This window comes from Bradyrhizobium sp. HKCCYLRH2047 (genome assembly GCF_051168175.1).
GTDB lineage: Bacteria > Pseudomonadota > Alphaproteobacteria > Rhizobiales > Xanthobacteraceae > Bradyrhizobium.
Map to the genome: position 1 here is coordinate 66,234 of NZ_JBNPUM010000010.1, position 20,173 is coordinate 86,406.

The following is a 20,173-nucleotide window of genomic DNA, read 5'->3' on the forward strand; positions in this document are numbered from 1 at the left end:
CGATCCTACATCGCCGCCAGCATGCCGCCATCGACATAGATGGTCTGGCCGTTGACATAGGTCGACGCCTCCGAGGCCAGGAAGATCGCAGTGCCGACCAGCTCGTCCGGCCGGCCCCAGCGCTTCGACGGGACGCGCGACATCAGCCAGTTATTGAAGTCGGGGTTGCTCATCAGCGCCTGGTTCATGTCGGTGAGCATGTAGCCCGGTCCGATTGCATTGGCCTGGATGCCGTGCGCCGCCCATTCGACCGCCATCGCGCGGGTCAGGTTGCGGATGCCGCCCTTCGCCGTGGTGTAGGGCCCGATGGTCGGCCGTGCCAGCTCGCTGCCGAGCGAGCCGATATTGATGATCTTGCCGCTCTTGCGCGGGATCATGCGTTTGGCCGCCTCGCGCCCGATCACGAAGGCGCTGGTGAGGTTGGTCTCGATGACGCGGCGCCACTCATCCGTGGTGAACTCGACCAGCGGCTTGCGGTGCTGGATGCCGGCATTGTTGACGAGGATGTCGATCGCGATCCCCTCGGCGTCGAAGCGCGTGAAGGCGCCGACGACGGCGTCCTCATCGGTCACGTCGAACGGACAGGCCTCGGCCTGATGGCCCGCGGCGCGGAATTCTTCCACGGCAGCCAGGGTACGCGCGGGGTCGGTTCCGTTAATGACGAGCCGCGCCCCCGCCTTGGCAAAACCCTCCGCGATGGCGCGGCCGAGGCCGCGCGAGGAGCCGGTCACCAGTGCGGTCTTGCCGGAGAGATCGAAGAGCGAGGTCGACATTTGTTCAACTCGAATGGGCAAATGCGGGCCGGCATCCTCGGCCACGGGACGCGCGCTGACAAGCGGGTTGTCCGGCACCGGCGGGATCAGACCGGCAAGCGGTTAATGGCCGCCACCGCGGTCATGACCCCGCGGATCTCGGCGAGGCCCTTGAGGCGGCCGACCAGCGGATAGCCCGGATGGGTGCCGCGGCCGATGTCGTCGGCGAGCTCATGGCCGTGGTCGGGCCGGAACGGGATCCGCCAGTCCGGCTCGCCTTCCGCCTTGCGCCGGGCCTGCTCCTTCAGCAAGGTCGTCACGACCGCGACCATGTCGACGTCGCCGCGCAGATGCTCCGCCTCCATGAACGAGCCGTCGAGCATCTTGGTGACGTTGCGCAGGTGCACGAAGCGGATGTGCGGCGCGAACCGCTCGGCGAGCGCCGGGACGTTGTTGTGGCCGCCGGCGCCGAGCGCGCCGGTGCAGAAGGTGAGGCCGTTGGCCTTCGACGGGGCGGCATCGACGATGAACTGCAGATCCTCGGCTGAGGACACCACGCGCGGCAGACCGAACAGGTCACGCGGCGGATCATCGGGATGGACACAGAGGCTGACGCCGCATTCCTCGGCCGTAGGCACCACCTCGCGCAGGAAGCGCGCGTAGTTGGCGCGCAGCTCGGCATGGCCGATGCCGCGATATTTCTCCAGCATGCGGCGCAGACCGGGCACGTCATAGCGGTCATAGGCGCCGGGCAGCCCGGCCATGATGGTCGCGAGCAGCCGGTCCTTGTCGGATTCGGACGCCTGCGCCACCCAAGCCTTGGCGCGGTCGAGCACGTCGGCGGAGAACTCCGCCTCGGCGCCGGGCCGCTGCAGGATGTAGCAGTCGAACGCAGCCAGACGATCCATATCGAAGCGCAGCGCCGTGGCGCCGCCCGGCAGACGGAAGGCGAGCTCGGTGCGGGTCCAGTCCAGCACCGCCATGAAATTGTAGCAGACGGTGGTGACGCCGCAGGCGGCGAGGTTGCGCAGCGACTGGCGGTAGTTGTCGAACAAGGACGTCAGATCGCCCTCGCCCAGCTTGATGGCCTCGGAGACCGGCAGGCTCTCGACCACGCTCCAGCGCAGCCGCAGCGATGAATCGCCTTCAATCACGCCGATGCGCTTGATGATCTCATCGGTGCTCCACACCACGCCGTAGGGGATGTGATGCAGCGCCGTCACGATGCCGGTCGCGCCGGTCTGGCGAACCTGCGGCAAAGTGATGGGATCATCGGGTCCGAACCAGCGCCACGTCTGTTCCATGTCGTCACCTTCCAAAATGAATCACGCGCGCGATCAGCGCCGCCGCCGTGCCCGCGTCCGCGACTCGGCCTGCGCCATCTCCTCCTGCCGGGCAAAGATGCCGTCGGCGCGGCGAAACACCTCGCGCAGATGCCGGCGCATCGCCGCGACCGCCTGGGCCTCGTTGCAGGCGGCCAGCCCGTCCAGGATCTCCTGATGCTGCGCGATCAGGAGCGGAATATGGCCGGCGTCCTCGATCAGGGTGAGATGGCGGACGCGGTCGAAATGGATCTTGGTCTGGCGGATCACCTGCCAGACATGCGGATGCCGGCTGGTGCGGGCGATGGTCTGATGAAACGCCTCGTCATGGGCGTAGAACTCCGCCGGCGTCGCCGCCGCCTTCTGCTTGTCGATCAGCTCGGTCAGCTCGCGCAGCGCCGTCGCATCGATGTAGCGGACGGCCTCGGCAACCAGCGCGCATTCGAGATGCTCGCGGATGAACTGCGCCTCGCCGAACGCCTCGCGCGACACCGGCGCCACCACGCTGCCGCTCTGCGGATAGATGCGCACGAGGTCGACATCGGCGAGCTTGATCAGCGCCTCGCGCACCGGCGTGCGGCTGACGCCGAGCCGCTCGCACAGGTCGAGCTCGGCCATCGGCGTGCCCGGTGGCAGCGCGCCGGACACGATGTCCTCGAGCAGCCGCTCATAGACCTGGTCGGCGAGCCGCCGGCCGGCCTTGCCCTCCAGGCGCGTCAATGGTGTCAGATCGTCATCCATGACGGCAGTCTACCCGATTCACAGGAAGCCGATCGAGATCCACGGCAGGAACACGATTAAGAGCAGCGCAACGACGAGTGCGGCGAGATGCGGCCAGACGTGGCGGATGACCTCATCCGGCGAGGCGCGGCCGATGGCGCAGGCGAGATAGAAGCCGACCCCGAAGGGCGGCGTGAACAGGCCGAGGCCCATCGCGAACACTGCGATGATGGCATAGTGCACCTCGTGCACGCCCATCATGCGCGCGATCGGGAACAGCAGCGGCCCGAACAGCACCACCGCCGGCACGCCTTCGAGCACGCTGCCGAGCACGACGAAGGCGAGCGCCGAGATCAGCAGAAAACCCCAGCGGCCGCCCGGCACGGCGACCATGAGGTCGACGAGCTGCTGCGAGAAGCCGGACTGCGTCAGCGCCCAGGCCATGCCGGTCGCAGCCCCCACCACCAGCAGAATCGCGCCGGACAGCGAGGCCGTATCGACCAGGATGGGATACACCCGCTTCCAGTCGAACTGGCGATAGACGAAGATGCCGACCAGCACCGTGTAGATGACGCCGATCGCCGCGACCTCGGTCGCGGTGGCGACGCCCTCGACCACAGCCGAGCGGATCACGATCGGCAGGCCCAGGCCGGGGATGGCGATCGCGAACAGCCGCAATCGCGTCCTGGCATCGAAGCGCTGCGCGCCGCTCATGTCCTCCTTGCGGGTCTGCATATAGACCACGACGGAGAGCGCGATCAGGCCGACCACCGCCGGCAGCAGCCCGCCGGTGAACAGCGCGGCGATCGACACGCCGGTCACCGAGCCCACCGTGATCAGCACGATCGACGGCGGGATCGTCTCCGACATCACGGCCGAGGCGGAGAGCAGCGATACCAGGTCGCCTTCCGAGCTGCCACGCTGCTTCATCTCCGGAAACAGCGCCGGCGCCACCGCCGCCATGTCGGCCGCCTTGGCACCGGAGATGCCGGAGACGAGGTACATCGCGCCGAGCAGCACATATTGCAGGCCGCCGCGCAGATGGCCGATGAGCGAAACCAGGAACAGGATCATCGCCCGCGCGAGTCCGGCGATCTCGATCAGCGCGCCGAGCAGCACGAACATCGGGACCGCCAGCAGCACCATGTGCGACATGCCCTCGCTGACCCGGCCGGGAACGATCAGGACCGGCACGGTGGTGCTGAAATGCAGATAGGCCACGGTGGCGAGCAGGAAGGTGAAGGCGATCGGCGTGCCGATCACCATGGCGCTGGCGACGAGCACAAAGAAGAAGATGAACAGATTGTAGTTGCCGAGCTCCTCCAGCACAGGCGCGGCGGCATAGAGCGCCCCTGCACCGGCGAGCACGAGGGCCAGAGCGCCGACGATCTGCATGAGGCTCGCCTGCTGGATCAGCCGGTCGACCGCGGTCAGCAGCATCAGCAGCACGCCGACCAGCATCGCGGCCTCGCGATAGCCTTCGCTGATCTCGAGCACGGGCATCTGGCTGATCAGGTGGCTTTCGAGGTGGTGCCAGGACGGCATCACCAGCGCCACCAGGACGGTGCAGACCAGCATCAGGCCGAGCGCATCGGTGCGCGCCCGCCACGCCGGCGACAGATTGCGGACGAAGGCGGTGAGCCGCATGTGCTCGGCGCGTCGCAATGCGACGACGGCGCCGAGCATCGCCAGCCACATGAACAGCACGGTGGCGAGCTCGTCCGACCAGATCAGCGGCGCATTGAAAACGTAGCGCGCGGCGGTCGCCGCGCCGAGCAGAACGAGTTCGGCGATGACGATCGCCGCAGCCAGCGCCTCGACGGCGCGGCCAAGCAGATGATCGAAGCGCGCGAACGCGCCATGCGACGGCACCGAGGTCGTCGCTGTCATGTCAACGGCCATTGCATCCTCCCCGGCTCACACAGGCCGACCGTATTTTCCACCGATCGCAGCTGAAGTCGAAACTACTCTGGCCTCATGGTTCTCAAGGCGATGCAATTGCATCGCCTGAACGCGTCGCAAGGCCGACGCTCCTCACCATGAGGGGCAGGATCTCACCGCAAAATCAGCCCTCGTCCTGAGGAGCCTGCCGGAGGCAGGCGTCTCGAAGGACGGTGGCAGGCACGCTGTCGACTACGCGGTCTCTCACGCAAGTCTCACAGCTGACCGACGGATTTCTCCAGCAGCCCCCACGCCTCGGTACCGAACTTGGTCTTCCATTCGGTGTAGAAGCCGGCGGTGCGCAGCGCATCGCGGAACGGCTTGGTGTCGACCTTGTTGAAGGTCACGCCAGCGGCCTGCATTTCCGCCTGCGCCTTGTCGTTGAAGCTCTGGATGTCCTGGCGCTCCTTGACGGCGGCCTCCGACAGCGCCGCGGTGACGGCGTCGCGGACGTCGGCAGGCATGACATTCCAGCGCGCTGCATTGGCGAAGATGTAGTGGCCGTCCCAGATATGGCCTGATAGCGCGATGTACTTCTGCACCTCGTAGAGCTTGGCGCTCTGGATCAGCGCCAGCGGATTCTCCTGGCCGTCGACGATGCGGGTCTGCAGGGCCGCATAGAGCTCGCCGAAATTGATCGGCGTCGGCGCCGCGCCGAGCTTCTTGAACAGCGTCACCCACAACGGATTGCCGGGCACGCGGATCTTGAAGCCCTTGAGGTCGTCGGGCGAGGCGATCGGCTTCGCACCGGACGTGATGTTGCGATAGCCGTTGTCGAGGCATTTCGGCAGCACGTGCAGGCCGACCTTGGCGAACTCGCCGCGCACATGGTTGCCGAGATCGCCGTCCATCGCCGACCACACCTGGTCGTAGCTCTCGAACGCGAAGGCCACCGCATTGATGCCGCCGATCGGCACCACCGTCTGGTTCACGCCTGACGTCGACATGAAGTCGAGCGCGCCGCTGCGCACCTGCGAGAACATGTCGGGCTCGCTGCCGAGCTGGCTGTTCGGATAGACCTGCAGGTCGACCAGACCATTGCTCTGCTTCTTGATGACCTCCGACGCCTCGATGATGCGGACGACGCCGGGATGGGTGGCGGGGAACGCCGTGCCGTAACGCAGGCGATACTTCGCCGATTGCGCCCGGGCGGGTGCGAACGCCAAGGCCGAGGCTCCCGCGAGCGCGGTGCCGACGAAGCTGCGACGAGACATGGATGTGGGCAAAGACACTGGCAAACCTCCCCTGCCGGCCCGCTGCGGGGCCTTTGTATGTCATTCCTGTATCTCAAGCCTATAAGGGATACCAAATAGACTTTCAACAGGAAACTTGTATCCAAGTTTTTGGGTTGCTATACGATGGCAGCCTGCGGTCGAGATTGGCGAGAAGGATGGAGGAACGCGTGAAGAGCCTCGTGGTGGAGCGGCCCGGCCGCCTGTCGATCGAAACGCGCCCCGTTCCCGAGCCTTCGACGGGCGAGGTCCGCATCAAGGTCGAGCGCGCCGGCATCTGCGGCTCCGACATCCACATCCTCCACGGCAGCAACCCGTTCGCGCGCTATCCGCGCGTGATCGGCCATGAATTCTTCGGCAGCATCGACAAGCTCGGCGACGGTGTCAGCGCACGGCTCGGCGCCCGCGTGGTGGTCGATCCCGTCGTTGCCTGCGGCCACTGCTACCCCTGCTCGGTCGGCCGCCCCAATGTCTGCGCCCATCTCGCCGTGCTCGGCGTCCACCGCGACGGCGGCTTTTCCGAATATGCCTGCGTGCCGGCGGCCAACGCGCATCTGCTGCCGGACAGCGTCGACGACGACAAGGCGCCGCTGGTCGAGCCGTTCTCGATCGCCGCCAACATTACCGACCACACCCGCGTGTTCGCCTCAGACGTCGCGCTGGTCTACGGCGCCGGGCCGATCGGGCTGACCGTGATCCAGGTGCTCAAGCACGTCTACGGCGTGAAGCAGCTGATCGTCACCGACCGCATCGATGCCCGGCTCGAAGCGGCGCGGCACAACGGCGCCGACCGCGTCATCAACACCGCCAGGACCGCCCTGCCCGAGGCCCTCGCCGCGGCCGATGTGACGCCGACCTTGATTATCGATGCCGCCTGCCATCCCGCCATTCTCGCCGAGGCCATCGAGATCGCCTCGCCTGCCGCACGCATCGGCCTGCTCGGCTTCTCGGCCGAGCCGTCGACGATCGTGCAGCAGAAGGTCACCGCGAAGGAGCTCGCGATCCACGCTTCCAGGCTCAACAGCGGCAAGTTCGCCAAGGTCATCGACTGGTTCGCCAGTGGCGCGCTGCAGCCGGAGCGGCTGATCACCCACCGCTTCGGGCTCGGCGCCTACGCGACCGCGTTCGACACCTTCGAGCACAACCAGACCGAATGCTGCAAAGTGCAGCTGATCTTCTGAAGTCCCGGCATGGATCGTCTCAGCCCCGCAACGCTTCCACGCCTGCCCGCCGGCATCATCAAGCCGGATTACGACCGCGCAGCAATCACAACCGGTATCGTCCATCTCGGCCTCGGCGCGTTCCATCGCGGGCATCAGGCGGTCTACACCGATGCGCTGCTCAAGCACGATCCGCGCTGGGGCATCCTCGGCGTCTCCCTGCGCTCGCCGGACACCCGCGATGCGCTGGCACCGCAAGGCGGGCTCTACAGCGTGACGGCGAGCGACGGCGCCGGCCGGCAGCGCCGCATCATTGGCGCACTCACCGGCCTTGCGGTTGCGCCCGAGGATCCGGCGGCCCTTCTGGCACGCCTCGCCGATCCCGCCATACGCATCCTCTCGACCACCGTCACCGAGAAGGGCTACAGCCACGATCCGGCGACCGGCGCGTTGCGCGTCGACGATCCCGACATCTTGCACGACAGTCTCAACCTCGGCCATCCTCGCAGCACGCTCGCCTTCATCGTCGGCGGCCTGCAACTGCGGCGACAGCGCGGCCTGCAGCCCTACACGGTGCTCGCCTGCGACAACCTTCCGGCCAATGGCCACACCTTGCGCGGTCTGGTGATCGCCTTCGCCGGGCTGGTCGATCGCGATCTCGCCGCGTGGATCACGGACAACATCCGCTTTCCCTCGACGATGGTCGATCGCATCGTGCCCGCCACCACCGATGCCGACCGCGCCGATGCCGGCGCCGCGCTCGGCCTCGATGATGCATGGCCCATCGTCACCGAGCCGTTCAGCCAATGGGTGATCGAGGATGATTTCGCCGGCGCGCGCCCCGCCTGGGACGTCAGCGGCGCACAGTTCGTGCGCGACGTCGCCCCATTCGAGCTGATGAAGCTGCGGCTGCTCAACGGCGCGCACTCGACAATCGCCTATCTAGGCTATCTCATGGGCTGCGAGACCGTCGCCGCGGCCATGGCCGAGCCCGAGCTGGCCGGCCTCGTCGAGGACATGATGCGCGAGGAGGTGACGCCGACGCTGCCCGCGCTCGGAGGCTTCGACGTCGCAGCCTGTCGCGCCGCGCTGCTGCAGCGCTTCCGCAATCCCGCGCTCAAGCACAAGACCGCGCAGATCGCGATGGATGGTTCGCAGAAGCTGCCGCAGCGTCTGCTCGGCACCATCGGCGACCGCCTCGCCCGCGGCCTTCCCATCACCCGGCTTGCGCTCGCCGTCGCCGGGTGGATCCGCTACGTCAGCGGCACGGACGAGCGCGGCCAGCCGATCGCGCTGCGCGATCCGCTGGCAGCGCAGTTGCGCGCGCTCGCCGACGAGGCCGGCCCGGTCGCCAGCCGGCTCACGCCGGCGCTGCTGTCGCTCACCTCGGTGTTCGGCAGCGAGCTGCCACGAGACCCGCGCTTCGAGTTCGCAATCGAAACGGCCCTGGACGATCTGTTCCAGAAGGGTACCCGTGCCACGGTGGCGGAGACGCGACGGGCCGCCCGCTGAACATCGGCTTGGACGCAGCTCCGGCTCCGGCGACCGCCGACATCAGCCGCCTGGCAGCAGCTTGCCGGGATTCATCAGGCCGTGCGGATCGAGCGTGCGCTTCAGTTGCCGCATCAGCTCCAGCTCGAGCGGCGGCTTGCACAGCGGCATCTCTGCCGTGCGGAGCTGGCCGATGCCGTGCTCGGCGCTGATCGAGCCGCGGCGGCGGGTGATTTCGTCATGGACCAGGCGGGTGATGCGCGGACCGTACCGATAGAACTCGTCTTCGCTCATGTCGAGCGGGCGCATCAGATTGTAGTGCAGGTTGCCGTCGCCGAGATGGCCGAACACCATCGGACGGATGCCGGTCAGCGCCGCGCCGACCGCAGCGTCCATGACCGTGACGAAATCGGCGATCTCGGCGACGGGCACCGAGATGTCGTGCTTGAGCGCCCTGCCCTCCCGGACCAGAGCCTCGGAGACGCTCTCGCGCACCCGCCAGAACGCCTTGGCCTGGGTGCAGTCCTGGGCGACGACGGCGTCGGAGGCGAGCCCTTCCGTCATCGCGGCGGCCAGCGTGGTTTCGAGCCGTGCGGTCAGCGCGGCTTCCTCGCCGATATCGCTCAGCTCGATCAGGACAGCAGCCTCAGGAAGTGCAGCGAACGGCAGCCGTATATCCGGCATCTGGCGCAGGATCATCTCGAGCGTTGCCGAGGTCAGGAACTCGAATGCGGTGAGGCGATCGCCACAACGCGCGCGCGATAGCCGCAGCAGGTTCAGCGCGGCGGCCGCATCGGCGACCGCGACGAACGCGGTGGCCCGTGCGGTCGGCTGCGGAAACAGCTTCAACACGGCGCCGGTGATGACCCCCAGCGTGCCTTCAGAGCCGATGAAGAGATCGCGCAGCGCATAACCGGTGTTGTCCTTGCGCAAGGCGCGCAGGCCGTCCCAGATGCGGCCATCCGGCAGCACCACTTCGAGCCCCAGCGTCAGCTCGCGCATCACGCCATAGCGCAGCACGGCGACGCCGCCGGCATTCGCGGCGAGATTGCCGCCGACGGTGCAACTGCCCTCCGAGCCGAGGCTGAGCGGAAAGAACAGGCCGGCCTCGCGCGCCGCGTCCTGCACCCTCGCCAGCACGATGCCGGCGTCGACGACGATGGTCTGGCCGACGGGATCCACCGCTCGGATGCGGTTCATCCGCGACAGGGACAGCACGATCGCCCGGCCGCTCGCATCCGGAGTCGCGCCGCCCGACAGGCTGGTGTGTCCGCCCTGCGGCACGACGGCCACGCGGGCGGCGGCGCAGGCCTCCATCACCGCCGCGACCTCGTCCGTCGATCCCGGCCGAACCACCGCCAGCGTGGCCCCGTGATACTTGCCGAGCCAGTCGTGCAGATAAGGCGCCTGATCCTCGGCTGCGACGAGAACATGCGCGACACCGACGAGGCGTTGCAGGCGTTCGATCAGTTCGGTCATGACGCGCGCTTCGATGACTCCGGAGGCTGCACTTGCGATGCGCACAAACTAACAGGACAGTGCCTCTCGTCCCCAATACCGAGTTGTCCGCCACCCATAATCGAATGTTATGGGCGGCTCAGGCGGACGCGAAAGCCGCCGGCGGGGCGATATGCGGGACGGCGTCGACCAGCTCGCGCGTGTAGTCGGTCTGCGGATTGGCGAACAGCGCCCGGCTCTCGCCCTGCTCGATGATGAGACCTGTGCGCAGCACGATGGTGCGGTCGCACATCATGCGCACGACGTTGAGATCGTGGCTCACGAACAGGAAGGCGAGGTTGTCCTCGCACCGAAGCCGGTTCAGGAGCTGCAGCACCACAGCCTGCACGGAGACGTCGAGCGCCGCGGTCGGCTCGTCCAGCACCAGCAGCCGCGGCTTGCAGGCAATCGCGCGAGCAATGCCGACGCGCGCCTTCTGCCCGCCGGAGAGCTGATGCGGAAAGCGCGACAACAGCTCGCGCGGCAGGCCGACGCGATCGGCGCATTCCTCGACGCGCTGGCGCAGTCTGTCGCCCGAGCGCATGTTCATCAGCCGCAGCAGCGGATGGGCGATGCAGTCGAACGCCGTGTAGCGCGGATTGAGGCTGTCGTTCGGATCCTGGAAGACGATCTGGATGTCCTTGCGCAGCTCGGAACGGTGGAAGTCCCGCGCCGGGATCTGGCCGATCGACTGGCCGTCGAACAGGATCTCGCCGGCGCTGGGGTCGATCAGGCGGCAGATCATGCGCGAGGTCGTGCTCTTGCCGGAACCGCTCTCGCCGACCAGGCCGACGCTCTCGCCGCCGCGCATGGTCATCGAGAAGTCGGCCACGCCGACCGTACCGTCGTCGAAGCGCTTGCTGACGCCCTTGACGTCGAGCAGGAGCGGCGTGCCGTGCGGCAGCGGCGGCAGCTCCGTCACAGCGACCAGGGGAATTTTTTCGCCGTCCGGCACCAGATCCTCGACACGCGAGGTTGCCGTCGGCGAGGCCGCAACGAGGCGCTTGGTGTAGGGATGCTGCGGCCGGCGGAACAGTGTCAGCGGCGCGGCCTCCTCGACCAGCCTGCCCTGCTCCATCACGACCACGCGCGCGCAATAGCGCGCGGCAAGCCCGAGATCATGCGTGATCAGGATCGTCGCCATGCCGCGATCGCCAGCGATCTTCGCAAGAAGATCCATGACCACCTTCTGCGTGGTGACGTCGAGGCCGGTGGTCGGCTCGTCCGCGATCAGCAGCTGCGGGCTGCAGGAGATCGCGATTGCGATCATCACCCGCTGGCACATGCCGCCGGAGAGTTCGTGCGGATAGGCGCCCATGCGGCGCCCGGGATCGCGGATCTGCACGGCCTTCAGCAGCGACAAGGCCTCCGCATGCGCCTCCTGCCGCGACAGCCGGCGATGGGCGAGGATCGCATCCGCGATCTGCTGGCCGACGGTGCGGATCGGGTTGAGCGCGGCACGCGGATTCTGGAAGATCATCGCCATGGCCGCGCCGTGCAGGCTGCGCAGATCGGCACCGCCGGCGCGGGTGACGTCCTGGCCCTTGAAGCGGATGCAGCCATCGGTGATGCGGCCGGCCTTGTCGAGCAGATGGGTGATGGCAAAGCCGGTCACCGATTTGCCGGAGCCGCTCTCGCCGACGAGACCCAGCATCTCGCCCGGCTGGAGCGACAGCGACACGCCGCGCACCGCCTCGACGAGCCCACGACGGGTCGAGAAGGTCACTTTGAGATTCTCGACCTCGAGCAGCGGCTTGGAAATATCAGGCGCTGTCACGTCCGCATCCTCGGATGCGCCCCAGCTATTTGTGTTCTGACGAGACATCATGTGCGCATCCGGGGATCCAGGATGTCGCGCAGGCCGTCGCCGAGCAGATTGAAGCACAGCACCGCTGTCATCAGCGCGAAGCCGGGAAACGCCACCAGCCACCAGCGCCCGGTGGAGATGAAGCGCGCGCCCTCGGCGACCATGATGCCCCATTCCGGCGTCGGCGGCTTGACGCCGAGGCCGATGAAGGAGAGGCCCGCGGCATTGAGGATCGCCCAGCCGAGATTGAGCGACATCTGCACCGCCATCGCCGGCAGCACGTTCGGCAACAGGAAGCGCAGCACGACAGCAACATGGCTCTCGCCACAGGCACGCGCGGCCTCGACCCAGCCGAGATTGCGGCGGATGTTCACCTCGGCGCGGGCGAAGCGGATGTAGAACGGCAGGTTGATGATCGCGGTCGCGATCACGATGTTCTCGACGCGGTTGCCGAGCGCCGCGACCATCGCCATCGCCAGCACGAACAGCGGAAACGCCATCAGCACGTCGACGAAGCGGCCGACCGCCTTGTCGAGCCGGCCGCCGGCATAGCCGCACAGCGCACCGATGACGGAGCCGAGCGCAAAGGACACCGCGACCGCCGTCACAGCGATCGTGAGGTCGAGCCGGCTCGCGACGATCAGGCGGCTGAGCACGTCGCGGCCGAGCTGGTCGGTGCCGAACCAGTGCGCGGAGCTCGGCGGCTGTAACGCGGCAGAGACCTCGGACGCAACGGGATCGTAAGGCGCCAGCCACGGCGCAAAGACCGCGATCAGCGCCAGCAGCAGCGCGCCGCCAGCCGCGACGGCGGTGACCGGATTGCCGCGCAGCACGAAGGCCGTGTGGCGCAGGGTCGAGGAGGTCTCTATCGTGCTCATGCTCACGCCACCGTCGCCCTGGGATCGGCGATGCCATAGAGCACATCGACCAGGAGATTGACGATCACGAAGATCGTCGCCATCAGCAGCACGAAGCCCTGTACCGGCGCGTAGTCGGAGACCAGCAGCGCATCGAGCGCGTAGGAAGCGACGCCGGGCCAGGAGAACACCTTCTCCACCAGCACGTTCGCGCCCAGCATGGTCGAGAACACGATGCCGGCGATGGTGATGACGGGAAGGATCGCGTTCCTCAAGGCATAGGTGACGACGATGCGCCACCACGACAGCCCGACCGAGCGCGCGGTGCGGACGAAATCGCTGCCGAGCGAGACCAGCATCGAGGCCCGCGTGATGCGCGCCAGCGGCGCGATCACGAACAACGCCATGGTCAGCGCCGGCAGCATCAGCTGCCGCGCCGCCGCCCACCAGCCCTCGACATCGCCTGCGAGCAGGAAGTCGATGATCAGGAAGCCGGTGCGCGATGGCGGCATCGTGGTGAAGATATCGATCCGCCCTGTCGGATCCGGCGCGAAACCGAGCAGATAATAGAACACGTAGATCAGCAGGAGCCCGGAGACGAAGGTCGGCACGCAGACGCCGAACGAACAAAATAGCCGGACGCCGTGATCGACCAGTGAGCCCGGCCGCAGCGCGGCCAGCACGCCGAGCGGCACCGCCGAGACCAGCGCGATCAGCAGCGCCGTCAAGGTCAGCTCCAGCGAGGCCGGCAGTCGCTCCTTGAGATCCTTCGCGACCGGCTGCCCGGTCATCATCGAGCGGCCGAGATTGCCGCGACCGACATCATAGAGGTAGATCGCGAGCTGATTCGGCAGCGGCTTGTCGAGCCCGAGCTGCCGGCGGATGACCTCGATCTCCTCCTGGCCGGCATTGGGGCCGGAGGCAAAGAACACGGCCGGATCCCCCGGCAGCACGCGCATCAAGAGGAAAGTGAAGACCAGGACACCGAACAGTGCCGGCAGCGACGAGACGAAACGCCGTCCCGCCCGCAGCAATGTTGCGCCGATCGTGCCCATGGTCCTCAGCCGTCCCGGTTACTTGCGGCTCAGGTTACGATAATCGACCTGTCGCGTGAACTGGTAGACGTAGCCGTCCACCGTCGGCTGCATCACCGCATCCTGCGCCGCCTGCCAGATCGGGATCTGGAACATCTGGTCGAAATGGATCGCGTTGAGCGCCTTGCCCTGCTCCTCGTATTTCGCCTTGTCGGCCTCGAAGCGCGCCTCCTGCGCGATCTTCTCCAATTCGGCATTGTCGGTCGAGGAATAGTTCCAGCGCTGCTTGCCGGTGTAGAAGTTGCGGTAGAAATAGTCCGTCGAGGGCAGCCAGGCGACGATGCCCTCGGTGAAGAACGGCAGCTTCTTCTCGTTGATCGCGGTCGACATCTGCGCGTCCGGCAGCTTCTGGATGTCGACCTTGATGCCGATCTTGGCGAGCTGCTCCTTCACCAGCGCCGCCATCGGCTCGGCGGTCGCGGCCTGGCCGACATTGAAGCTGAAGGTGGTCGAGAAGCCGTCGGGCATGCCGGCGTCCTTCAGATAGGCCTTGGCCTTCTCCAGGTCGAGCTTGATCGGCTGCGGGATCGGATAGCCGCCGCTCGGCGGCTTGCCGTCGGCCCAGGTCGCGCCATAGAGCGGCGCGCCGCGGCCGAACAGCGCGGCCTTGAACATGTCGTCATAAGGCAGCGCATAGGCGATCGCGCGGCGCACATTGACGTTGTCGAACGGCGGAATGGTGTTGTTCATCGAGATGAAGGTCACCGCATTATACTGCGGCGTCGAGATCACCTTCAGCTTGCCCTTGCCCTCCAACGACTGCACGTCGCTGGCCTGCAGGTCGATCACGAGATCGGCGTCTCCGCGCTCGACGAGGTTGGCGCGCGTCGCCGGCTCCGGCACCGACTGGATGATCAGCCGCTTGAACGCCGCCGGCTTGTCCGGGGTTCCGCGGTTCCAGGCCTCGTTGCGCTTGGCGATCACCTGCTCGCCGGGCTTGAAGGTCTCGACGATGTAGGCGCCGCTGCCGGCCGCATTCTCCTTGGTCCAGTTCAGCGCCCACGGATCTTCGGCCGTCGCATGCGCCTTGGCGAGCTTGGAGTTGATGATGATCGGATAGACGGTGGCGAGGTTCGGCAGCGCCAGCTTGTCCGGCTTCGGCAAGGTCACTTCGAACGTCAGGGGATCGATGACCTTGAACTGATCGGCCGACGTCAGCGACCCCGTCAGCAATTGCGCCTTGCCGAGGATCGGCGCGGTGACGCAGCGGTCGAGCGACCATTTGACGTCCTCGGCGGTGACCGGCGAGCCGTCCTGGAACTTCGCATCAGGGCGCAGCTTGAAGGTGATCTTCAGACCGTCAGCGCTGACAGAATAGGATTCGGCGAGCTCGCCGGTGATCGTGTCGAGATCGAACACCCACTTACCATTGAGCTGCTTGCGGCCGAACGACACCAGCCGGTCGTAGCTCGACATCGACAGCGCGAAGGCCTCGCGCGTCGAGCCCGGAATGTTCGGATCGAGCGTGTTGACGGTGGCGCCGGTGACGTAGCGCAGAGTCTCGGCGCGGCTCTGCGCATGCACCGACGGCGCAGCCAGCATCACCGCGAGCAACGCGGTCGCCGCGAACAACGAACGTTTGGACATCTCGAAACTCATCGCCCCTGTTCCCTCATTGGTCTCAAAATCCGGCACTGAAATCGCGCGTCGGCGGAGATCCGCGACGCGCTACCATGAGATCGACGCACAAGATCGACGCTCAGCATCGACGCTCAACAGCAAATCACGTGCCACGGCGCACCGTCGCCTGCTTCACATCATAGGCCCGGAAGTTCGCCCAATGCTTGTCGATATCAGCCGTGAACAGCCCACGCGTCAAACCATGCACGAGCTTCGGCACTGCGGTCGTCATTGCGTTGATCGACGATCCCGACGCGCCGAAGCTCATCGTCGAGGCGATGGCGAACACGTGAATGTTGCCGATCCACGGCGTCTCTCCCGCGTTGCGCTCGCACAGCGCATAGTCGTCTGCAAGATAAGGGAAGGCGCCGAGCCGATCGTTGCGTTCGCTCGCATCGGGCGTGTAGCGGTCAGACCAGCGCGCGATGTTGGCCGCGAAGCGCCGCAGCTCCGGCCGCTTTGCGAAGTCCATCGAGATGCCGGTTGCGCTGATCACGAAGTCCGCCGTGATCTCGCCCTTCGCTGTCTGCAGCACGACGCCGTCGGCCGTCTCGCGCGCGCCCGTGACCGGCGCGCCTTCTTGCAGGCGGAACGCTGCGTGGCGGGCGCAGCGATCATAAGTGTGCTGCGGAAAACCTTCGCGCAGTTCCAGGACTGCGCGCATGAAGCGCCAGCGCCAGGCATCGTCGAGCTCGGAGAAGTGCCTGAGAAAGCCGCGGAACGTCAGCCAGCGATAGGGCTGGATCAGCTGGATTTCCGCGCGGCGGCATAGCAGATCGACGCGCGCCGCACCGGCTTCGAGTGCAGCCGCCGCATTGTCGAACGCCGAGGCACCGGCGCCGATCACGGCGACGCGGCGGCCGCGCAGGCTGTCGAAATCGATCTCGGCGCCGGAATGGGCGCCGCGCGTGGCGGGCAGATGGCGCAGCGGCTCCGGAATGCTCCAGTCGCCCATCCCCTCCTGCCCGGTCGCCAGCACGATCTTGCGGGCATGGATCGTCGTCTCACCATCCTTGCTGCGCACGGTCGCCTGCAGCAGTCCGTCAGCGGCGGGTGCGATATCGACGACGTCGCAGCCGTTGCGCACGGGAAGGTCGAGCACCTCGCGATACCAGGCGAGATAGTCTGCCCAATATTCGCGCGGAATCAGATCAAGATTGCGCCAGCTCTCGCCGCCGAACTTCGCCTCGTGCCACGCCTGATAGGTCAGACAAGGTATGTCGAGATCGGGTCCGGTGAAGTCTTTCGGGCTGCGCAGGGTCGGCATGCGCGCATAGCTGAGCCACGGTCCTTCGCGGCCTGCCTCAGCCTTGTCGAGCACGAGAATGTTGCCGACGCGGGAGCGCAGCAGCGCGAAGGCGGTCGCGAGACCCGATTGCCCGCCCCCGACGATCAGCACATCGAACGCAGGTCCGCCATCGGGACCGGTGACAGGCGTCAGCCATGGCATGCTGGGATGCGCGATCCTGGCAAGATCGCTGCGAACCTGGGCCGTCAGCGCGGCAAGACCGTCGCTCATGCCGGCCACCGGATGAAACACGCGCAATCGCGATCGGAACGCTCGCTGTCGCTCACGCTCTCTCCATCAGTCATGTCACCCGGCACGCGAAGCTTAGCAAAGCAGGTCTGGCACCGACCATACCGATTTGTCCGCCGCCCATAACAGCTTGTTATGGGGCGGCAGCCGCGGCTAGAGTCGACAGCCATCCACAGCGAGACAAGAGGTCGCATGCCGCTCAATCTGCGCCAGATCGAGGTGTTCCGCGCGATCATGATGACAGGCTCGATCAGCGGCGCCGCGCGCCTGCTCTCGGTATCGCAGCCCGCGATCAGCCGGCTGCTGGCCTATACCGAGGATGGCCTCAAGCTCAAGCTGTTCGAGCGCATCAGCGGCCGGGTGCAGCCGACGCCGGAGGCCAAACGGTTGTTCGCCGAGGTCGAGCACGTCCATCGCGGCGTCGCGCGCATCAACGACCTCGCCGACGAACTGCGCGCCGGCGGCACCGGCACCATCCGCGTGGTGGCGAGCCCGAGCGCGGGCCACGGCATGGTGCCGGAGGCACTGTCGCGGCTGCGCGGCCGCTTTCCAGATCTGCGCGTCGAGTTCGAATCGTTGACCCTGCTGGAGATCGTCGGCCGCGTCGGCACAGCCCGCGCCGATCTCGGCATCACTGTGCTGCCGGTCGACGAGCCGACAGTCGCGGTAGAGACGATCGCGGAGGGCGCGCTACACGTGATCATGCCGGCCGACCATGCCCTGACGAGGCTGCGCAGCATCAGGCCGAAGGACATGCTGCCCTATCCGCTGGTCGGCTTCGGCCCACAGACGCCTTATGGTCACATCGTCACGTCGGCCCTGGCCGGCGGCCCGGAGCCAGCCACGATCGTGCGCTACACGCCCGACGCCTGCGCCATGGTGCGCGCCGGCGCCGGCCTCGCCGTCGTCGACGAGTTCGTGCTGCGCGGCCACGCCTGGCCCGACCTCGCGGCACGTCCCCTGGCGCCGAAGACGCCGATGCGCGCTTATCTGCTGACGCCGCGCTTCGAGCCGCTGTCACGGAATGCGGCGGCACTCGCGGATATCTTGCGGGGGCGTGATCGGAAGGGAGCGGCGACGAAGCGGTGAGTTACGGAAACGGCGTGACAGAGATGACAACCGGATTCCGTCATTTTTGTCACGAGCCGCTGCGTCGCAGATGGTGAGAGCCGAGCTATGGCGCCGACAGCAGTGCGCTCCCTCTTCCCGTCCTTACGTCCTTACGGGGAGAGGGAGCATACCGGTTCTTGCGGCGATGGTTCCGCTCAAACGATGAGAGACAAGTTGGCTCTATTTCTACGCCGCTAACCACCCGCCATCGACCGGCAGCACGATGCCGGTCGTGAACGACGCCTCGTCGCTGGCCAGGAACAGCGCGGCCGCCGCGACCTCGTCGGCCGCGCCGAACCGCTTCATGGCATGGCGCTGGCGCGAGGCCTCGCGCACCGGCTCGGGATCGGCGTGGCGCGCGAAGCTCCGACGCAGCAGCGGCGTGTCGATCGCGCCGGGGACCAGTGCGTTGACGCGGATGCCATCGGTGGCGAAGTCCACCGCCATGGTGCGGGTCAGGCTGATGATCGCGCCCTTCGCGGCGATATAGGCGCTGTTGCCCTTGCCGCCGGCGACCGCAAGCTGCGACGCGACGGTGATGATCGAGCCGGCCTTCTGCTTCTGCATGATCGGCACGGCGACTTTCGCCCACAGCCAGGTGCCGCCGACATTGGCGCGGAACACCGCATCCCAATCCGCCGGATCGGTCGTGACGACGGTGCCGCCACAGGAGAAACCGGCCGCGGTCATCAGCACGTCCAGCCGGCGGCGCGCGGCGGCCACGCTCTCGATGGTTGCCTTGGCAAAGTCGGCGTCGCCGACATCGCCGACATGGACGCTGCCGTCGCCGCCCGCATTGCGCACCAGCGCCAGTGTCTCCTCGGCGCCTGCAGCATCGCGATCGACCAACGCGAGGAACGCACCTTCGCGCGCGAACATCACAGCACTGGCGCGTCCGATGCCGGAGCCGCCGCCGGTGATGACGGCGACCTTGGCTTTGAGCCTCATCTCAGTCTCTCCCGTACTGATCGAACCAGCGGCCGAAATGCTCGGCGGAAGCCGCGCAGTCGAAGCGCGCGCGCCAGCCGAACTCCTCGGCCAGCCGCGTCGTCGACAGCCGGCCGCGATTGGGCGCGAACACCGGCACCGTCGGCGTTTCCCCCTGCTCCTTGAGCCGGCAGGTGAATCCAGCTCGACCGGTCGCGAAGGCGCGGCCCCAGGTTTCGGCTGTGAACGTCGCCGCGTTGGAGATGTTGTAGAGCGCGTGCTGCGGCTTCTCAGCCTCCAACAGCAGACAGACAGCATCCGCGACGTCGACCGCGTAAACCCAGTCCTTGTCGCCCGGCTCGCTCAGCAGCGCAGGCTCGTTGCGCGCGCAGCAGGCGGCGATGAGCGCCTGCGGCGAGGGCGTGTCGCGCACGCCGCCGCCGCGCTCGAACGGGCCGAACACGGCGGACAGGCGCACGCTGATGACATCCGTCTTCCACAGATCGCTCAGCCGCGCGGCGACGCGCTCGGAGGCGAACTTGCTGATCGCATAGAGCGACACCGGCTCGCACGGCGTCGTCTCCTCCAGCACGGCAAAGCGCTGACCGCTCGCGCCATAGGACGCCGCCGAGGACAGGTTGATGACCCGGCGGATGCCGCTGCCGCGCGCCGCCCGCAGGATCGGCACCTGCGCCAGCAGATTGACCGCGAGGATGCGCTCGGGGTCGGCTGCATCGCGCTCGGCGCCCGCGGTGATCGCGGCGCCCATCACGACGGCATCGCAGCCTTTGCCGATCGCGGCCGCCACAGCGCTCGCATCGGTGACGTCGCCCTGCACCTGGTGCAGACGCTCGCGATAGGGTTCAAACGCACGCTGCGCCGCCGCGGGCAGACCTGTTGCGTCGAAGATCGTCACGGCATGGCCGCGCTCCAGCAGGCCTTGCGCGATGTTGAGGCCGACGAAGCCGGCCCCGCCGAAGATCAGGACATGCATGCGAAAGACGCCTCCCCGAGGGCCTCATGGTTCGAGACGGCTGCTGACGCAGCCTCCTCACCATGAGGGGACACGGCTCGCGCGCCGCGAACCTCGCCCTCGCTCCTCATGC

The 20,173-nt window shown here is 67.1% G+C and carries 16 protein-coding genes; 3 read left to right on the plus strand and 13 right to left on the minus strand.

Annotated elements, in window-relative coordinates:
• Nucleotides 1–5: 5 nt before the first annotated feature.
• From ACQR1D_RS23500 to ACQR1D_RS23520, 5 genes are all read right to left on the minus strand, one after another.
• Nucleotides 6–773 (minus strand): SDR family oxidoreductase, encoded by a 768-nt coding sequence (locus ACQR1D_RS23500; protein WP_315804462.1) that lies wholly within the window; start codon nt 771–773, stop codon nt 6–8.
• 86 nt (nt 774–859) lie between these two features.
• Complete coding sequence (gene uxuA / locus ACQR1D_RS23505) at nt 860–2,056, minus strand: mannonate dehydratase (RefSeq protein ID WP_434839147.1); 1,197 nt, start codon at nt 2,054–2,056, stop codon at nt 860–862.
• A gap of 33 nt (nt 2,057–2,089) precedes the next feature.
• Nucleotides 2,090–2,815 carry a GntR family transcriptional regulator gene (locus tag ACQR1D_RS23510; RefSeq protein ID WP_316218658.1) on the minus strand — a complete coding sequence of 242 codons (726 nt, stop codon included), beginning with the start codon at nt 2,813–2,815 and terminating at the stop codon, nt 2,090–2,092.
• An 18-nt stretch (nt 2,816–2,833) separates the two neighbouring features.
• Complete coding sequence (locus tag ACQR1D_RS23515) at nt 2,834–4,696, minus strand: TRAP transporter large permease (protein WP_434839148.1); 1,863 nt, start codon at nt 4,694–4,696, stop codon at nt 2,834–2,836.
• 254 nt (nt 4,697–4,950) lie between these two features.
• Nucleotides 4,951–5,967, minus strand: coding sequence for a TRAP transporter substrate-binding protein (locus ACQR1D_RS23520; protein ID WP_434894088.1), 1,017 nt, complete (start codon nt 5,965–5,967; stop codon nt 4,951–4,953).
• Between the two features lie 170 nt (nt 5,968–6,137).
• On the opposite strand from ACQR1D_RS23520, the gene ACQR1D_RS23525 reads away from it, so the two are divergent.
• Nucleotides 6,138–7,148 (plus strand): Zn-dependent oxidoreductase, encoded by a 1,011-nt coding sequence (locus tag ACQR1D_RS23525; protein WP_316218660.1) that lies wholly within the window; start codon nt 6,138–6,140, stop codon nt 7,146–7,148.
• Between the two features lie 9 nt (nt 7,149–7,157).
• Nucleotides 7,158–8,639 carry a mannitol dehydrogenase family protein gene (locus ACQR1D_RS23530; protein ID WP_434839150.1) on the plus strand — a complete coding sequence of 494 codons (1,482 nt, stop codon included), beginning with the start codon at nt 7,158–7,160 and terminating at the stop codon, nt 8,637–8,639.
• A 42-nt stretch (nt 8,640–8,681) separates the two neighbouring features.
• Here the strand turns inward: ACQR1D_RS23530 and ACQR1D_RS23535 are convergent, their stop codons facing one another.
• From ACQR1D_RS23535 to ACQR1D_RS23560, 6 genes are all read right to left on the minus strand, one after another.
• Nucleotides 8,682–10,097: an FAD-binding oxidoreductase gene (locus ACQR1D_RS23535; RefSeq protein WP_434839151.1), complete on the minus strand. Its 1,416-nt coding sequence runs from the start codon at nt 10,095–10,097 to the stop codon at nt 8,682–8,684.
• Between the two features lie 118 nt (nt 10,098–10,215).
• Nucleotides 10,216–11,877 (minus strand): nickel ABC transporter ATP-binding protein NikE, encoded by a 1,662-nt coding sequence (gene nikE / locus ACQR1D_RS23540; protein ID WP_434839263.1) that lies wholly within the window; start codon nt 11,875–11,877, stop codon nt 10,216–10,218.
• A 62-nt stretch (nt 11,878–11,939) separates the two neighbouring features.
• Complete coding sequence (locus ACQR1D_RS23545; protein WP_434839152.1) at nt 11,940–12,800, minus strand: ABC transporter permease; 861 nt, start codon at nt 12,798–12,800, stop codon at nt 11,940–11,942.
• 2 nt (nt 12,801–12,802) lie between these two features.
• Complete coding sequence (locus ACQR1D_RS23550) at nt 12,803–13,834, minus strand: ABC transporter permease (RefSeq protein WP_316177948.1); 1,032 nt, start codon at nt 13,832–13,834, stop codon at nt 12,803–12,805.
• 18 nt (nt 13,835–13,852) lie between these two features.
• The gene (locus ACQR1D_RS23555; RefSeq protein WP_434839153.1) at nt 13,853–15,472 is read right to left on the minus strand and encodes an ABC transporter substrate-binding protein; all 1,620 of its coding nucleotides are present in this window, start codon (nt 15,470–15,472) and stop codon (nt 13,853–13,855) included.
• A 124-nt stretch (nt 15,473–15,596) separates the two neighbouring features.
• Nucleotides 15,597–17,012: an NAD(P)/FAD-dependent oxidoreductase gene (locus ACQR1D_RS23560; RefSeq protein WP_315804451.1), complete on the minus strand. Its 1,416-nt coding sequence runs from the start codon at nt 17,010–17,012 to the stop codon at nt 15,597–15,599.
• Nucleotides 17,013–17,222: 210 nt separating this feature from the next.
• Here ACQR1D_RS23560 and ACQR1D_RS23565 point away from each other — a divergent pair, with 210 nt between their 5' ends.
• On the plus strand, nt 17,223–18,119 hold the full coding sequence (locus tag ACQR1D_RS23565; protein WP_315804450.1) for a LysR family transcriptional regulator: 897 nt from the start codon (nt 17,223–17,225) through the stop codon (nt 18,117–18,119).
• Between the two features lie 207 nt (nt 18,120–18,326).
• Here ACQR1D_RS23565 and ACQR1D_RS23570 read toward each other — a convergent pair whose 3' ends face one another.
• Both ACQR1D_RS23570 and ACQR1D_RS23575 read right to left on the minus strand, forming a co-directional pair.
• On the minus strand, nt 18,327–19,088 hold the full coding sequence (locus ACQR1D_RS23570; RefSeq protein WP_434839154.1) for an SDR family oxidoreductase: 762 nt from the start codon (nt 19,086–19,088) through the stop codon (nt 18,327–18,329).
• A 1-nt stretch (nt 19,089) separates the two neighbouring features.
• Complete coding sequence (locus tag ACQR1D_RS23575; RefSeq protein ID WP_434839155.1) at nt 19,090–20,061, minus strand: NAD-dependent epimerase/dehydratase family protein; 972 nt, start codon at nt 20,059–20,061, stop codon at nt 19,090–19,092.
• Between the last annotated feature and the right edge of the window lie 112 nt (nt 20,062–20,173).

Coding starts and splice junctions, on each gene's coding strand:
- ACQR1D_RS23500 (WP_315804462.1), bottom strand. CDS start 773: ATGTCGACCTCGCTCTTCGATCTCTCCGGCAAGACCGCACTGGTGACC.
- uxuA (WP_434839147.1), bottom strand. CDS start 2,056: ATGGAACAGACGTGGCGCTGGTTCGGACCCGATGATCCCATCACTTTG.
- ACQR1D_RS23510 (WP_316218658.1), bottom strand. CDS start 2,815: ATGGATGACGATCTGACACCATTGACGCGCCTGGAGGGCAAGGCCGGC.
- ACQR1D_RS23515 (WP_434839148.1), bottom strand. CDS start 4,696: ATGGCCGTTGACATGACAGCGACGACCTCGGTGCCGTCGCATGGCGCG.
- ACQR1D_RS23530 (WP_434839150.1), top strand. CDS start 7,158: ATGGATCGTCTCAGCCCCGCAACGCTTCCACGCCTGCCCGCCGGCATC.
- ACQR1D_RS23535 (WP_434839151.1), bottom strand. CDS start 10,097: ATGACCGAACTGATCGAACGCCTGCAACGCCTCGTCGGTGTCGCGCAT.
- ACQR1D_RS23545 (WP_434839152.1), bottom strand. CDS start 12,800: ATGAGCACGATAGAGACCTCCTCGACCCTGCGCCACACGGCCTTCGTG.
- ACQR1D_RS23550 (WP_316177948.1), bottom strand. CDS start 13,834: ATGGGCACGATCGGCGCAACATTGCTGCGGGCGGGACGGCGTTTCGTC.
- ACQR1D_RS23555 (WP_434839153.1), bottom strand. CDS start 15,472: ATGAGTTTCGAGATGTCCAAACGTTCGTTGTTCGCGGCGACCGCGTTG.
- ACQR1D_RS23560 (WP_315804451.1), bottom strand. CDS start 17,012: ATGAGCGACGGTCTTGCCGCGCTGACGGCCCAGGTTCGCAGCGATCTT.
- ACQR1D_RS23565 (WP_315804450.1), top strand. CDS start 17,223: ATGCCGCTCAATCTGCGCCAGATCGAGGTGTTCCGCGCGATCATGATG.
- ACQR1D_RS23570 (WP_434839154.1), bottom strand. CDS start 19,088: ATGAGGCTCAAAGCCAAGGTCGCCGTCATCACCGGCGGCGGCTCCGGC.
- ACQR1D_RS23575 (WP_434839155.1), bottom strand. CDS start 20,061: ATGCATGTCCTGATCTTCGGCGGGGCCGGCTTCGTCGGCCTCAACATC.